The 14,685-nt window shown below is 71.5% G+C and carries 13 protein-coding genes; 5 read left to right on the top strand and 8 right to left on the bottom strand.

The window, feature by feature from the left end; translation table 11 throughout:
* Positions 1-149 precede the first annotated feature (149 nt).
* The 4 genes from WME95_RS08510 to WME95_RS08495 all read left to right on the top strand — a co-directional run bounded on the left by WME95_RS08510 (position 150) and on the right by WME95_RS08495 (position 4,711).
* The gene (locus WME95_RS08510; RefSeq protein WP_437907917.1) at positions 150-1,397 is read left to right on the top strand and encodes a hypothetical protein; all 1,248 of its coding nucleotides are present in this window, start codon (positions 150-152) and stop codon (positions 1,395-1,397) included.
* 326 nt (positions 1,398-1,723) lie between these two features.
* Positions 1,724-2,314, top strand: coding sequence for a GTP-binding protein (locus tag WME95_RS08505; RefSeq protein WP_437907916.1), 591 nt, complete (start codon positions 1,724-1,726; stop codon positions 2,312-2,314).
* Positions 2,315-2,384: 70 nt separating this feature from the next.
* Entirely contained in the window at positions 2,385-2,609 is a 225-nt protein-coding gene (locus WME95_RS08500; RefSeq protein WP_437716428.1) for a DUF2188 domain-containing protein, read from the top strand.
* 299 nt (positions 2,610-2,908) lie between these two features.
* Entirely contained in the window at positions 2,909-4,711 is a 1,803-nt protein-coding gene (locus WME95_RS08495) for a hypothetical protein (RefSeq protein ID WP_437907914.1), read from the top strand.
* Between the two features lie 241 nt (positions 4,712-4,952).
* Here WME95_RS08495 and WME95_RS08490 read toward each other — a convergent pair whose 3' ends face one another.
* The 8 genes from WME95_RS08490 to WME95_RS08455 form a co-directional block, all read right to left on the bottom strand.
* A complete protein-coding gene (locus WME95_RS08490; RefSeq protein WP_437907913.1) occupies positions 4,953-5,957 on the bottom strand; it encodes a rhamnogalacturonan acetylesterase in 1,005 nt (334 codons plus the stop codon).
* Between the two features lie 258 nt (positions 5,958-6,215).
* Positions 6,216-7,376, bottom strand: a complete 1,161-nt coding sequence (locus tag WME95_RS08485) for a hypothetical protein (RefSeq protein ID WP_437907912.1) — start codon at positions 7,374-7,376, stop codon at positions 6,216-6,218.
* The gene (locus WME95_RS08480; protein WP_437907911.1) at positions 7,373-8,467 is read right to left on the bottom strand and encodes a tetratricopeptide repeat protein; all 1,095 of its coding nucleotides are present in this window, start codon (positions 8,465-8,467) and stop codon (positions 7,373-7,375) included. The genes WME95_RS08485 and WME95_RS08480 overlap by 4 nt, the downstream gene beginning before the upstream one ends.
* Positions 8,464-9,090, bottom strand: a complete 627-nt coding sequence (locus WME95_RS08475) for an RNA polymerase sigma factor (protein WP_437907910.1) — start codon at positions 9,088-9,090, stop codon at positions 8,464-8,466. Before WME95_RS08475 ends, WME95_RS08480 begins: the two co-directional genes overlap by 4 nt.
* Positions 9,091-9,177: 87 nt before the next feature.
* Complete coding sequence (locus tag WME95_RS08470; protein WP_437907909.1) at positions 9,178-10,425, bottom strand: arabinan endo-1,5-alpha-L-arabinosidase; 1,248 nt, start codon at positions 10,423-10,425, stop codon at positions 9,178-9,180.
* A gap of 237 nt (positions 10,426-10,662) precedes the next feature.
* Positions 10,663-11,577, bottom strand: a complete 915-nt coding sequence (locus tag WME95_RS08465) for a hypothetical protein (RefSeq protein ID WP_437907908.1) — start codon at positions 11,575-11,577, stop codon at positions 10,663-10,665.
* A gap of 70 nt (positions 11,578-11,647) precedes the next feature.
* The gene (locus WME95_RS08460) at positions 11,648-11,920 is read right to left on the bottom strand and encodes an MFS transporter (RefSeq protein WP_437907907.1); all 273 of its coding nucleotides are present in this window, start codon (positions 11,918-11,920) and stop codon (positions 11,648-11,650) included.
* Between the two features lie 87 nt (positions 11,921-12,007).
* Positions 12,008-12,229 carry a hypothetical protein gene (locus WME95_RS08455; RefSeq protein WP_437907905.1) on the bottom strand — a complete coding sequence of 74 codons (222 nt, stop codon included), beginning with the start codon at positions 12,227-12,229 and terminating at the stop codon, positions 12,008-12,010.
* Between the two features lie 382 nt (positions 12,230-12,611).
* Between WME95_RS08455 and WME95_RS08450 the strand changes: the two genes are divergently transcribed.
* Positions 12,612-14,165, top strand: a complete 1,554-nt coding sequence (locus WME95_RS08450) for an Lcl domain-containing protein (RefSeq protein WP_437907904.1) — start codon at positions 12,612-12,614, stop codon at positions 14,163-14,165.
* Positions 14,166-14,685 lie beyond the last annotated feature (520 nt).

Raw genomic sequence — 14,685 nt, 5'->3', positions numbered from 1 at the left:
CGCCGGCGCTACCCTGGGCATACCGGTCAGGAACAGGATCCGTCATTCCACCGACCGACGAGTCATGACGGGCCGCGCTCGCGCCTGGCGACGATGGACCTGAGAGAGTCCCTGATCCCACATGGGGTCTCGGGTGATGAGGTCGCGCCATGCGAAAGGCGGAGATTGAGGCCCTGGTGCGCGCGCACCGGGGCCGTGCCCGTCCCGTCGCGTTCTTTCATGTGCTCCGTCAGCCGTCGCTGGAGCCAGACGATCATGCCTTCCTGTCCGAGCACATCGACGAGCTCGGGACATCCGATCTCCTGCGCTGGCGGGCGCGCTGCGAGAGCGGCTTCAGCGGGCCGGTGATCCGGCAGCTCGCGCGGCTCGCGATCCAGGATCCAGCGCACTTCCAGCACGAGGTGCTGGGCGTGCCGCGCCTCGTGCTCGACGAGGAGGAGTGGATCGAGCTCTCGGATCTCGTGCGCGGCAAGGTCCCGGCGGGGATCTACGAGCGCGTGCTCGAGCGTTGCCGGCGCGAGCCTGTCCAGTGGCCCTCGGAGTACGTCCTCGCGCCCAAGGTCCACAAGGGGCTGCCGCCGCTGCTCGACGGGGACGAGCTCGACGGCCTGAACGGGGAGCGCCCCGCGCTGCGCGATCTGCCGGTCCCGAAGATCCTCGCGGCGAGGCGGGCCGGGGCGCTGTCGCTCGACGACGACGCGCTGGCCGCGCTGGCGATGGAGCGCGCGCGCGGCTCGGACGAGGACTGGAGCGTCGATATCCTCCATTTTCCCCCGGCGCTCCGGGACGCGATCCTCGAGAAGGCGCGCCGGACGCCGCGGGGCGCGGAGCGGGCGAACCTGCTCGGCTGGCTCGAGGCACACGGCGTGGCGCGGGCCGCGCTGATGGACATCGCGCTCGGCGCGATCCGGGCGGGGGACGACGCCTATGCCGTGCTCTCCTGGCTCGCGCGCCAGCTGACGACGCGGGCGGCGTGGGACAAACACGGCCTGGAGACGCTCTCCACGCTGATGTCGGCGCGCGCCTTCTCGGAGATAGGCGAGCTCGTGACCATCGCGTGGAGCGAGGCCAGCCACGGCGGCAAGGAGGTCTCCCGCGGCTTCCTGGAGGCGATCCAGGTCGCCTTCGCGCTGGTGCTGCTCGGGATGGCGCGGGAGGCGCTCGCGGCGGGCCGCGAGGCGGGCGCGACGGCGGCGCTGTCGGCGCTCGCGTGCCTCGACCCGCCGTCGCGGGTGAGCCGCGCTGTGCACGAGCTCCGGCGGGTCCCGGGCGCGAGCCCGGACGTGGTGGAGCTCATCGCCGTGAACGAGCGGCTGGTGAAGCACAGCGACGCGCGCGACGCCTCCCTGGAGGGCTTCGTGGCGGCCCTCCACGCGATCGCCGACGCGTCTTCGTGACCGCCGCCGGCCGCGCGTGACGTAGCGCCGGGGAGCAAGCAGCGCCGCGCGCCGTGCTGGGCGCGCAGCTCGCGGCGCGCGGGGCGCCCCCGGCGCGACGCAGGACGCCGGGACGCGTGGGGGGAGCGGCCAGCGCCTCGCCTCCCGGCGCGGGATCGACCACGGACGCCGCTTCCAGCGCGGGCACCGGTGGCCACCTTCGTTTCCATTGCGCTGGACGACCGCAGCCATCGCTTCCAATGCGACGGCCTCCGGCCGATTTCAACTTCAATGCGGGGACCGGCCTTGCCTCCCCCCTCGAACGTCGACTCTGGAGGAGCACGCCGATGGCGTTCATCAACTATGCGAGCCGGGAGATCTACTGCAAGATCGTCTATTACGGACCAGGCCTCTGCGGCAAGACGACGAACCTTCAATACGTGTACGACCGGACGGTGCCGGCCGCCAAGGGGCGGCTCATCTCGCTCAAGACCGAGAGCGATCGCACGCTGTTCTTCGACTTCCTTCCGCTCGATCTCGGGGGCCTGTCGGGCTTCCGGACGCGCCTTCAGCTCTACACGGTGCCGGGCCAGATCTTCTACAGGGCGAGCCGGAAGCTCATCCTGAAAGGGCTGGATGGCGTCGTGTTCGTGGCGGACTCCCAGCGCGCCCGGGTCGACGCGAACGTCGAGTCGATGGCCGATCTGTGGGACAACCTCGCCGAGGAGGGCCGCTCGCCCGGGCGGCTGCCGTTCGTCGTCCAGTACAACAAGCGGGATCTCGAGGGGATCGCCGACATCGCGGAGCTCCGGGAGCTCCTCAATCCGGGCGGAGCGCCCGAGTTCGAGGCCGCCGCGGCGAGCGGGCGCGGCGTGTTCGATACCCTGAGGGCGATCTCGAAGCTCGCGCTCAAGGAGGTGCAGCGCCGCCAGCGTTAGGGCCTCCGCGGGCGCCGATCGGTTGCGGCTGGCGCGCGCCGGGCTCACCCTGCCGGAGGGAGGACACGCCATGACACAGAGACTCGCCTACCACGTCATGCCGGACCCCGACGGCTGGGGCTGGGTGGTCGCGGCCGAGGGATACGTCACCCGCTCGCTCCCGTACGGCACGGTGCAGGAAGCGATCGAGTCCACGGAGGACCTCGTCCGCCAGCACCCGGGGAGCACGCTCGTCGTCGACGAGCAGCCGCCGCGGCTCACGCCGATCGAGATAGAGCACCGGCTCGCGGCGTGACCGCGGCCAGACAGGTCGCCTCATCCAGGCGATGAACCGGGCCGTCGCGCTGCTCGCCGCCGCGGGGCTGCACCCGAGCCCGATCCCTTGAGCGAGCTCTGCCCAGCTTGAGCAAGCCCTCGCGCAACGCGCCGGCGGACGCCCGCAGGCCGCGCAGCGCGGGCCTCGATCTCCCGCCCTTTTCCCCGGTGCACCGCCCCCCGAGGGGCCGGGCACATCGATTGCGATGAGCCCGGCACGCTCGCCCGAACGCCCCGACCCGGGGACGGCTCGGGCAGGGCCAACTCGAGGGAACGACCATGAACAGGGTAGAGACGAAGTCGCTTTTTCTTGGTATCGCCGCCGTGCTGGCCGGGTGCAGGGCCGACGCGATCGAGGAGCCCGCGGGCCCGGAGATCGCCGAGGCGCAAGAGGCGCTGTACGGAGACCTGAACACGAGCTCGTGCACGCTCGCGCAGCGCGACGTGCTCGTGGAGGCCCACCAGGCCGGCCGGCAGATCGCGATGACCAAGGAGTTCGACGCCTGCCTGCGGTACCGGATGATGGAGTGGTACAAGCCCTGTTACCAGGGCAGCGACGACCCGTTCGCGAACGAGCCGAGGAGCACCCAGCACACCAAGGTCCGCAACGTCATGCGCAGCGGCAACATGGCCGACGTGACCGCCACGTGCGCCGACCTGACCGACGCCCTCGGCCACGCGCAGTACGACGGGTACGGCGACTCCCATGAGCGGATGGAGATCGACAGGGGTTACCTCGACGGCGTCGCCGCCGCCGGGATGAGCGACTTCGAGCGCGCCGGCGTCGCGGGCGTCATCTGGCACGAGGCGATGCACCAGCAGGACTATCGCCATGACAGCTGCGGTTATCCTGAAGGCGAGTACGACCAAGGGCTCCACAGCGTCCCCCACATGGCCAATCGCTGCATGCTCTCGGCCGGCATCCTCGGCCGGGCGATCGTCTTCACGGAGGACAGCCGCGCCCAGGAGCTCGGGATCGGCCGCCATCGAGCGAGCTTCGGTCACCTCGGCGGCGTGGGCGACAACAGCATCACGCGCGTGCGCCTGCCGCCCGCGAGCCGGATGCGCTACTGCATCGACGAGGGCGTGAGCGGGACAGGCGGGAGCTGCGCGACGATCGAGAACCCGACCATCGAGTACGGGGTCGCGCACAACGTGCCTGCCGCCTACAGGAACGCGATCTCGTTCGTCGAGATCGAGCCGATGGTGCTGCTCTTCAGCCAGCAGGATTACCGGGGCAGCGTGTCGGCCTTCGGCTACGGGGAGCACCGCGCCAGCGCCGGGAGTTTTTCCGGGGTCGGCAACGACCAGACGCGCTCCCTCTACGTCCCGCCGGGCGCGCGCGTGCGCGTGTGCACGGACGAGGGCGGGACGAGCGGGCACGGCGTCGGGACCTGCCGGTTCTACGATGAGCCGACGCCCACGACCGTGCTCGCGGGCACCTCGTACGCGGAGGTCGTGCGCGTGGTGACGGCCTTCACCGAGAAGGACCTCTATGGCACCCGCGTGAGCTTCGGGGCCGGCCGCTGGGCCGGCGCGGCGCTCAACGCGATCGGCGACAACCGGATCGTGTCGCTCGTCGTGCCTCCGACCCTCACGGCGCGCGTATGCAGCGACGCCGGCAGCGGCAACACCGGCACGGGCGCGTGCCAGAGCCACACGCGCACCACGTTCGACCTCGGGGCCGGCCTGGCGAGCGCGGTGTCGTTCCTGGAGGTCACCCCTCCCCTGCTGGGCACATCGACGCTCAGCGTGGTCCGCGCTGCGGGCAGCGGCGCGGGCCGCGTGGTGAGCACGCCGCTGAACCTCGATTGCACCTCGAGCTGCTCTGCCGCGTTCCCGACGCGCAGCGAGGTGATGCTCCTGGCCTCGTCGACGGGGCACGACGTCGTGTTCACCGGGTGCGACAGCGTCCTGGGCAACGGCTGCTTCGTGACGATGTCGGCGGCGAAGACCGTGACCGTGAACTTCGTACGGAACAACTCGGATGCGTGTTACGACTCGTGCATGGATCTGTGCCACGAGGACGGCCGGCTCACGCCGAGCCAGTGCGCGCAGTCGTGCAACGCCGAATGCCTGTAGCCTCGCTGGCGAGGTAGGTTTCGCGGATACCGCCTGCACCAGGCCCCCGCGGAACGATCACCACTTTTATCAAAAGAAGAGATTGAACAGGGAGGCGGGGAGACGGGGAGGTTCATGGGATTTTATTCCCCGTCTCCCCGTCTCCCCGTCTCCCCGTCTCCCCGCCTCCCTGTGAATATTTCCGAGATTGGAGAGGATGCTTCAGGTCGATGCCGCGAGCTCGACAGGCGCGCCGGTCCCGTCACTTCCGGTACTGCGCGAGCGTCAGGCCGGCGTCCTCGGTGCCGTCGGCCACCAGGCCCGCCATGACCCGGGCGCCGGTCTCGTTGAAATGGGTGCCGTCGACCGACTTGTCCGCCCGGACGAGGAAGAAGTCCTCGCCCGCCGCCACGCACCCGATCGAGTTCAGGTGAGCGAGCGTCTTCGCGTTGAGATCGATGACGGCCACGTCCAGCTCGTCTCCGAGCTCGCGCATCGCCTGCGAATGGGCGGCCAGGCCGTTGCCGAATTCGTGGCTGTCCCCGGAGCACGATCGCCGCGGGGGCGGGGTGACCAGCACCGGCGTCGCGGCGCGCGCCTGCGCGCCCGTGATGTACTGCTCGAGGTACGATTTGAAGTCCGTCGCGGGGTCCAGGTAATAGGGAATGGTCTTGCCGTCGAGCTCGTACGTCGCGGTCTTGTTGCTGTCGTTCGTGCCGAACTGCACGAGGAAGTAGTCTCCGCTCTGGATGTCCTCGAGGACGTCGTCGAGGCGGCCCTCGTCGATGTACCGGCGCGCGGTCCGGCCGCCGATGGCCCGGTTGTCGACGCGCACCCGCTCGTCGAAGAACTCCCCCAGCATCTGGCCCCAGCCCGCCTGGTGAAGGGCGCTGTTCACGTAGGTCTGAACGGTCGAGTCGCCGGCGATGTACACCGTGACGTCGGGCAGCTCGGCGCTCCCGCCGCCGCCTTCCGAGCCGCCTGAAGCGCTCGTCGTCCCTCCGGCCGCGCCGCCGCCGCCACCCTCTCCCGCGCCGCCCACACCCGTGGCGCTGGAGCCGGAAGCGCTGCTCGCACCGCCCGCACCGCTGCTGGCGCTCGTGCTTGCGCTGGTGCTGGTGCTGCTACCGCCGCCACCGCCGCCGCCTGTGGTCTGCGTGGCGGGGTGATCGTCGGGGTCTCCCGAGCTGCAACCCCCCGACGCGAAGCCGATGCCGGCGACGAAAGAATGAAGCACGACGGTCATGAAGATAGGCCGAATTCGCATGACGAGCTCCTGCAGGAAAACAGTGCACGGCGAGCACGCGTCGGGTGCGTGCCCGGAGGGACGTACGTGGCCAGCGGGGGTGAAGAGCGCGCGAAGCGATGACAAAGCGCCGCGCTGTCCTCCCCACGTGCGCCGAGGCGGCTGCGATCAATCACGCGTCGTTCGATTTTCTCGCGGGCGCCCGGGCCGTCGCGTCAAAGCGCAAATTTTCATGAGAACGACCGTTCCTCGGCTCGACGCCAGGCCAACGGGGCGCCGTCAGAGCTCGACGCCGAGCAGCACGCCAGGCCGGAAACGGTACCGCGTAAAGACGGTCTCGGTCCCCTGCTCGAGCGCGAGATCGTAGCGGACGCGCGCGGGATCGAGCTCGACGAAGAGCTCCGTGAACAGCCGGACATCGCGGCTCAGCGGCAGCTTGGCGACGGCGCCGGCCACGAGCACGAGCGCGTTCGAGGCGCTCGCCCCGGCGGGGACGAACGACGGCGCCCCAGCGCTGCCTGGCCGCGGCGCCGCCTCGACATGATCGAGGCCCGCGCCGAGCCGCGCGCCGAGCTCCAGCAGCGCCGCGCCGGGCGTGAGGGCGTAGAGCCAGGAGGCGTCCGCGCGGAGCGCTATCGTGCGGAGATCGAGGCCGATGCGCGGCTCCTCGAAGCGGCGCTCGAACTGGTACTGGATGCGCGCGTCGAGGGCGAGCCGCTGCCGCCCCGAGCTCGCGCCGAGCGCGACGCGAACGCCAGGGCCGTGCGTCCAGCCGATCTCCGCCGAGTGCACCGTGACGCCGTAGAACGCCCCGAGCTCCAGCGCGCCGCGCAGCGCCGGCGCCGCCTGGCCCGGCGCGTTGCCCGGCGGCGCTGCCCGGCCCGGCGGGTTGCCCGCCGGCGCCGCCTGGCCCGGCGGGTTGCCCGGCGGCGCCGCCTGGCGGAGGACGAGCGCGCGCGCCTGTTCCCGATCGAGCGACGCGCGCGCGCCCCCGCGCAGCGACCGCAGCGAGAGCTCCACGACCTGGGCCACGGACTCGCGATCGAGCTCGTCGAAGCCGCCCGAGAGCTCGATCGAGCGCACCAGGAAGCGATCGGCCACGGGATCGGTGAAGTAGAGCGCGGCGCGGCGCGGGTCGCTCACGTCGATCCAGCAGGAGAGGGCCACGCCGGAGGAGGCCCGCGCAGCGAAGAGCGCCGCCGCGTCGAACGTCGGCGCGACCCGGAACCGGAGCGCGAACGCGGAGAGCGCCTGGGATTCGAGCGCCGCCCGGATCGCGCCGAGGTTCGGCGCGGGGCCCGTCAGCACGATCTCCACCACCGGCGCGCCGGGCGACGCGGGCGCCGCCGAAGGCCCCTCCTCCATGGCCGTGGCGCGCGCCGCGGAGAGCGCGATCGCCGCGGCGAACCCGAGCCAGATCGGCGCTCGCTCCGTGATCACCCTCCGAGCTCGGCGAGGCGGCGGCGGGCGTGCTCGACGTACGGCGAGCCCGGGTGCTCCCGGAGCAGGCGCCGCCAGGTCTGCGCCTCGTCGCCGGCGCGCCCGAGCGCCCGCAGGGCGCGCCCGCGGCCATAGAGCGCCTCGACCGCGAGCGGGCGCGACCCGGCGACGCCGAGGTACCGATCGAACTGCGCGAGCGCCGCGGCAGGCGAGCCGTTGTGGAGGAGCAGGCCGCCAAGCGACACGAGGGAGAGCGTGGCCTCGGGCGACGACGCGAACCCCTTCTGGAGCGCACGGTAGAGCTCGATGGCGCGCCGGGAGCGGCCGGCGCGCCGCGCGTCGTTGGCCTCCCGGAACAGCTGCTCCGCCGTCGAGGCGGTCGGAGAAGCGCCCGGCGAGGACGCCGCCGCGCTCGGCCCGCGCTCGGCCTCGCGCGGCCTCGGGGCGGCCGGCGCGAGCTCCGGCGGCGCCGTTTCGGTGGGCGCCGGCGCGGCCTCGCCCTCGGACGGAGCGGCCGCGGAGGACGCGGCAGCGCGCGCACGGGACACCGCCGCGCGCAGCGAGGGCTCGACCAGGCGGGCGCCCGGCCCCATCTCCGCTGCCGGGCGCGGCTGGACGAGCGCCGAGGTCGCGAGCGACACCCCGGCGACGAGGACGGCCGCCGCGGCGCAGAGCCAGGCGCTCCGCGTCCGTCCGGCCCAGCGCCGCCCCGCGAGGAGGCTCCGCGGTCGAGCGCCGTCGTCTCCGCGCCGGACGTCGTTGTCGGGCCGCACGGGCGCGCTCGCGAGCCGCACCGGCGCGCCTTCGCGCCGCTGCCGCGCGAGCGCTCCTGCGCGCCGCCGCCGCGCCGGCGCTCCCTCGCACGGCAGGTCGATCACGGCCCCGCCGATCGCGGCGTTCGCGATGCGCGCGAGGAGCTCTGCGTCCCCGGGCTCCGCCGCGCCCGCGGCGTCGAAGTCCAGCGCGAGCACCCAGCTGATCCGGCACGACGCGCAGGTGCCGAGGTGGGCGTCGAGGGCGAGCCGGTCCGGCTCGGTCGCGACGCCGCGGCGCACCCGCGTGAGGAGCTCGCTCCGACAGTCGGCGGTCATGTCTCCCTCCCCAGGAAGAGCTCGGCCAGCTTCGCGTTGTTGGCGAGCGCGCGCCGCAGCGCCTCCTTGCCGAGCCGGAGCCGACTCCAGACCGTGTTCGGAGAGACGCGGGCCAGCGCCGCGATCTCGTCGACCGTGTAGCCAAGCACGAAATGGAGGGCCAGCGCCTCCGCGGTCGCCTCGGGCATCCTGTCGAGCACCTCTAGCACCATCTTACGCCGCCGGCTCGAGACCGCCTCGGCGAACGGCGACGCGCCGCTCTCGTCCGGGGCCACGTCGATCGGCGCGCCCGGCTCGTCGAAGCGCGCGCGCACGCTGAGGCGCCGGCGCGCGCCCAGCGCGGTCATCACGGCGATCCGGTTGGCGAAGTGGAGCACGGTGCACTCCGCGCGAAAGGACGGCAGCGCCTGGAGCAGCGCGAGCACGGCTTCCTGGGTCACGTCCTCGACGTCGGGGTGATGCGGGCCGAGCACCTTCCGGACGCTCCGCAACATGGCGCCGCCGAGCTCGGTGATGAGCGTGCGGATCGCCGCCGGATCGCGCGCGGCGGCGGCGCGCGCGAGGCCGAGCAGCTCGTCGGCCCGCGGAGGCGCTCCCTCCGGCGGCGCGTGGAGGTCAGTCACGGGCTTTCGCATTCTGGCGACGATGGTGGAGTCCATGAGTGCCGATCATCAGGGCGCGCAGCGCGGAGCCCGGCGGAGGTGGCGCGACTAGGGCCCTCCGGAGCGCGGCCAGCCGTCGGTGTCCCACGCCAGATCGGAGATCCGCAGCGTGGGGGCGCCGTTCGATTGCGCGTCGTAGGCGTGATAGATGTTGTAAGAGCGATCGCCGGAGAACAGCACGGCATTGTGCCCGGGCCCTCGCCAGCGGGAGCCTCCTTCCACGAGGATGCTGCCGCCGCCGGACATCATCGGTGTCCCCTTCTTGTCGACGTACGGGCCTGTGATGCTCGTCGAACGACCGACGGCGATCTTGTACGTGCTGTCCGTCCCACGGCAGCAGGCGTCGAACGAGACGAACAGGTAATAGAAGCCGCAGCGCCGGACGATGAAGGGCGCCTCGAGCGCCCCGCGCGCGTCGGGGCGGGCGGCGAGGGCGTGGAGCTCCTTGTCGGCCCGCTCCCCCGACGGGGCGAGTTTCACCATCTTGATACCGCCCCAGAAGCTCCCGAACACGAGCCACGGCGTCCCCTCCTCATCCATCGCGACGTTGGGATCGATCGCGTTCCAGTCGTCCCGCGCCCCGCCGTCGTTGGAGCAGATGGCGGCGCCGCGGTCCGTCCAGGGACCTGCCGAGTCGAGCGATGCCTTCGTCGCGTGCCCGATGCACGACCGGTTGCTGCCGAACGTGGAGGCGGAGTAGTAGAGATGGTAGGTGTCGCCGAAGCGCGAGATATCGGGCGCCCACAGGTCGCTCACGCCCGGGACCTTCTCTTCCAGCCAGGCGGGCTTCGCGTCGAACACCCGACCTGCGGCCTGCCACGTGGTGAGGTTCGACGAGCTCTTCATCGGGAGCCTGTCCCCCGTCTGGAACAGGTAGTAGCGGTCGCCCGCCTGGATGATGGCCGGGTCGTGGGTCCCCAGGTTCCCGGACAGGGGCAGCGCCTCTGGCGGGCTCGCCGGGTCGTAGAGGGCATCGGCGCACCTGTCCGCGGCCCCTCCCGCGCCGCCGCCGCTGCCGCCGGCGCCGCCGCTGCCGCCGGCGCCGCCGCTGCCTCCGGCGTCGCCGCTGCCACCCGCGCCGCCGCTCCCGCCGGCGCCCCCCACCCCGGCCGTCGCGCTCGGATGGCCTCCCGCGCCGCTGCTCGCCGTGGTGGCGGAAGCGGTGGTCGTGCCGCCCGCGCCGGTGGCGCCGCTGTCCTGGCCGCCTGAGCCGGAGCCCTGCGCCGAGGGCTCCGTGCTGCAGCCCGCGAGCGTTGCGACGACGCCGATCAGGAGGCTCGACGTGGGCGAGGACACCTGTCGTCGCCGTGACCGGCAAAGCGTGAGACGCATCTTGAACTCCTGAGGCTCCATGGGCGGATCATCCGTCGAGGTGCTGGCCATGGGGTCGGCTCGATGTCCTCCGGGACGAGTCGCCCCGCTCTCCCACGTGGGCCGGAGCGCCCACGAACAATCATGGGTTGCTCGAGCTTCTCGTGGGGCGCCAAAAACCGTCTTCGCAGAAATTTTGCACCGAGACGGCGATGCCGCGAATCATCGTGCGACGCGCCGAGCTTCGTAGATGTCGGCCACCCCGCTCCGCGTCGACGCGAAGAACAGGACGGCCCCGTCGGGCGAGAGGTGTGGATCGGTGTCGCGCTCTTCGGGAAGGTTCAGCGGCTCACCGAGCGACTCCGCCTCTTCGAAGGCCGCGTCGGTCGACGGCCGTCGCGCCCAGAACAGGTCTCCTCCGCCCTCGCGGCTCGATCGGAACAGGATCTGCTTGCCGTCGTCGAACAGGAACGGGCCGCCCTCGTCGCCTGGGCCGTCCAGCCCGGCGAGCGGGACGAGCGCGCTCCAGTCGTCCTCCGGGCGTTCGCGCGACGCGATCGCGAGGTACGTCTCCGCGTCCGCGGGCGTGACGCCGGTCACGACGTGGAGCCCTGGGGGATCGACGTGAGCGCCCATCACCGTGGCGCCCTCGACGGCGAGGGCGTCCACGTGCGCTGGCGTTCCCCACGGGTCGTCCCGGCTGGCGCGCTCGGCCAGCCAGGTGCCCTCCGGCTCGCGCCTGCTGTAGAACCAGATCCGGAGCCCATCCCCGGAGACGCAGGGGGTATCCTCGATGCTCTCGGCCAGGTTGATGTTCTCCACGGCGTGCGGCGGCTCCCAGGGCGAGCCCACCCCTGCCCGCCGCGACGTCCAGATGTCCCGGTTCCCCTCGCGATCGGACATGAAATAGATCTCGAGCAGATCGTCCGTGAGGGTCGGGTCCTCTTCCCTTTCGCTGCTGTTGAGCTCCGTCATCGCCGCCGGCGCCTCGAACCTCGGCCGCTCCGGCACGCCCCCTCCCCCGCCCTGCCCTGGCGCGAACACGCCGATGACGAAGCGCTGGTCCTCGCACCCCGCCCCGCCGAGCGCGAGCCAGAGCCCCCACGCCACCGTGATCTCCCGGGACCGCCACCTCATCTACCCCCGTTCATACGCGCCCATGCCCGCTGGATCGAGCCCCCGTCCCTGCCGACGAGGGCGGGGCGCCTCACCCGACGCCGGCCTCGCTCGGCGGCGCGAGGTGCTGAAGGATCGACGGATCGAGGCCGCGCGCCCCCTCCGCCCTCAGGAGCCGGCTCGCGGCGCCGCTGGCGATCGAGCCGATCAGGAAGACGGCGACGCCGAAGAGCAGGATCGGGTTGCGACCGTAGATGTCCGATAGCTTGCCGCAGATGGGCACCAGCACCGACGAGGTGAGCAGGTAGGCGATGGTGACCCAGGCGTACTGGTGCGAAGCGGAAGACGCGGCCGATCCCGGCATGGGCGCGCACGACATCGGCCCCCTGGGTCGTCCAGGAGATCAGCCCCGAGCAGCGCGTCGAGGAGGATCGTGATGCTCGACGGGGCGTCAGCGCGCGGGCTCGTCGAGCAGTGCGCGGACGCGCCCCTCGACCGCCGCAAACTCGGGGGTATCGTCGGCAAGACAGAGATTGGCATAGTCGAGGCGAACGAGGTACCTACGGGTCGCGGACGCCAACACGCTCGGCGACGACAGCCAGCGGGGCAGCCCGACGCCATCCGATCGATGCGCGCCGGCTGCTCCGCCTCCTTGTGCAAGCGCGTGAAGCATGGCCCACCTCGAACGGCGCCCGAGCAGCGCCGGTGTGTCCATCCCTCCTCAGCCGCGTGCATCAGGCGACCTCGCCCCTCCTGGCCGCCGGTGCATGTAAATCTTCATCGTTTCTCAGCGCAAAAGTACCTTCCTGAGCGATCGGCTGGTGAAGCCCCCAAAAAAGACAAAGGACCCGTGATTGATCCTGGGCGCCTCGGCTCACCTGGACCACGAGAGGAAGGAGCTGAGGTGACCGTGTGGTCCGCGCGTCGTATCGTGTCTCTGGTGAACCGCGCGGTGGAGTGCTGGTCGAGCCGGAGCGCAGCGAGCCTGCACTGTCGGACGACCTTCAACGAGCAGCTCGGCCTCGGATCGACTTGAATCATTGAATGGTGAAACCATGAACTTCAAGCACGCTTACGCTTCCGGTGCATTGCTGTCGATCGGCCTCGTCGGCTGCGTCGCGACGGACGACGGCTCCGCGGACGCGCACGCCATGGACGTGGACTCGCGGAACGACGCGCTCAGCGCCGTCAGGGTCGAGGCCGAGGCGCAGTCGTGGTCAATCTCCGCCGGAGACAGGATCGAGACCAACTCGGGCAACGTGAAGCTCCGTGCCAGCCAGAGCGGCGACTTCTTCAAGTTCTCGAAGCCGGTCGAGGCCGGCACGTACAGGCTCGTCCTCCGCTACGCCAAGCGGAACGTATACGGCAAGTACGACGTCAACGTGGCCGGCGCGACGGTGGGGAGCCTCGACGCCTACAGCTCGTCCACGGGCGACAGCTGGACGACGGCGACGCTCGGGGAGAAGGCGCTCTCCGGCAGTGTCGAATTCTCGTTCCAGGTCACGGGCAAGAACTCCTCCGCGCGGGGCTATGACCTGAAGGTCGATTACATCGAGCTCGTGCCCGTGGAGAGCGGCGGCGACTCGGGCGGCGGCGGGACGGGGGCCGCGGGCGGAGGCGGGCCAGGGGACGGCGGAGCGCCGGGAGCGAGCGGCGGCGCCGGCGGCGCGGGCGGAGCGACCGACACCTGCGGCAGGGCCGCCACGTGCGGCTCGCACAAGTGGGCGTGCTGGCCGATGCCGAATCCGGCGGGCAGCGGCCTGCCCAACCCCGCGAGCTACACCGATCTCGGCGGCGGCGTGGTGCACGACGACGTCACGTGCCTCGACTGGCAGCAGAGCCCTCCCGCGGACGTGTACACGTGGGACCAGGCGATCAGCTACTGCGACTCTCTGACGCTCGGCGGGTTCTCCGACTGGCGTCTGCCCACGCGCATCGAGATGACCTCGCTCGTGGACTTCACCCGGAGCCCGGCCATCGACAGGACCGCGTTCCCGGGAGCCCGGGGGGGCTTCCACAAGACGTCGTCCGATTGGATCCTCACGATCCGGCAGGCCGGCGCCGGGCGCGATCGCGACTTCGCCTGGGCCTTCAACGTCAGCGACGGGATCGTCAGCAACGCCTACTCCAAGGCGACTGCGGCGAGCCTGCGCTGCGTGCGGGGCAACGGCGCGGGGGAGGCGCCGAGCAGCCCGGCCGTGGCGCCGCCCGACCAGTACACCGTCGTGTCCCAAGGAGAGGTGAGAGACAACTACACAGGGCTCGTCTGGCAGCAGGGGTATTCACCGACCACGATGACGTGGGAGGAGGCGAAGAGCTATTGTGCGACGCTCGATCTGAACGACCACGCCTGGCGCTTGCCGAGCATCCGGGAGCTGGCGACCCTCGTCGACGAGGCGCTGGTCGCGCCCTCGATCCACCGGACGATGTTCCCCGACACGCAGTACGGCGCCCGGAGCAACGACTGGTACTGGGGCTCCCACGCGGCCGCGCGGAACGCGTCGGCGGCGTGGGCGCTCAACTTCGACGACGGCTTCACCGGGTTCAACGCCGGCGCCAGCGGCAAGTGGAACTACTTCACGGCAGCCTGGGCGAGGTGCGTGCGCTGAAGTTCGCTCGGCGGGGCGACCGGTGACTCAGCCATGGCGCTGGCGCGGCGATCGGAGGAATCCGAGCGACGCCGCGAGATGCCGCTGTGCGGACGAAAGAACGTTGTTGGGCTGCCATCGCCCCCGCGCCGGCCCAGGGGATCAGCGCCTGCCTGCCCATCGCCCAGCTCTGGCGGGGCTCACGACCGACGCCAGCTGGGCCAAGTACGAGGGCAACCACGCCGATACGTGCAGAGGCTCTGCTGGTAGCTCGCCTCCGGCTACGAGCCTTCCTTAGCACGGCAGCCGTGCTCGCCTCGTCTCCTAGACTGTTCCGCTCGACCAGAAAATTCCACCCCCGCGGCTCCTCCGGGATGCGCGAAAAAAAATGCGAGTGGGCACCTCAGAGTCGTGACCGAAAGCCAGCACCTCGTCCCACATACCCATCGAGTTCTGGAAACGGTGATCTCGGACGTTCCTTCGCGGCGGCTCAGCGGCCCCGCGATCGCGGAGTGATCCGTGACCAGCTCACGCACCCCAC

It is taken from the genome of Sorangium sp. So ce327, assembly GCF_051530205.1.
GTDB classification, from domain to species: domain Bacteria; phylum Myxococcota_A; class Polyangia; order Polyangiales; family Polyangiaceae; genus Sorangium; species Sorangium cellulosum_B.
Note: the sequence above shows the minus strand (reverse complement) of the source record. Positions and strands in the feature narration are given on the sequence as shown.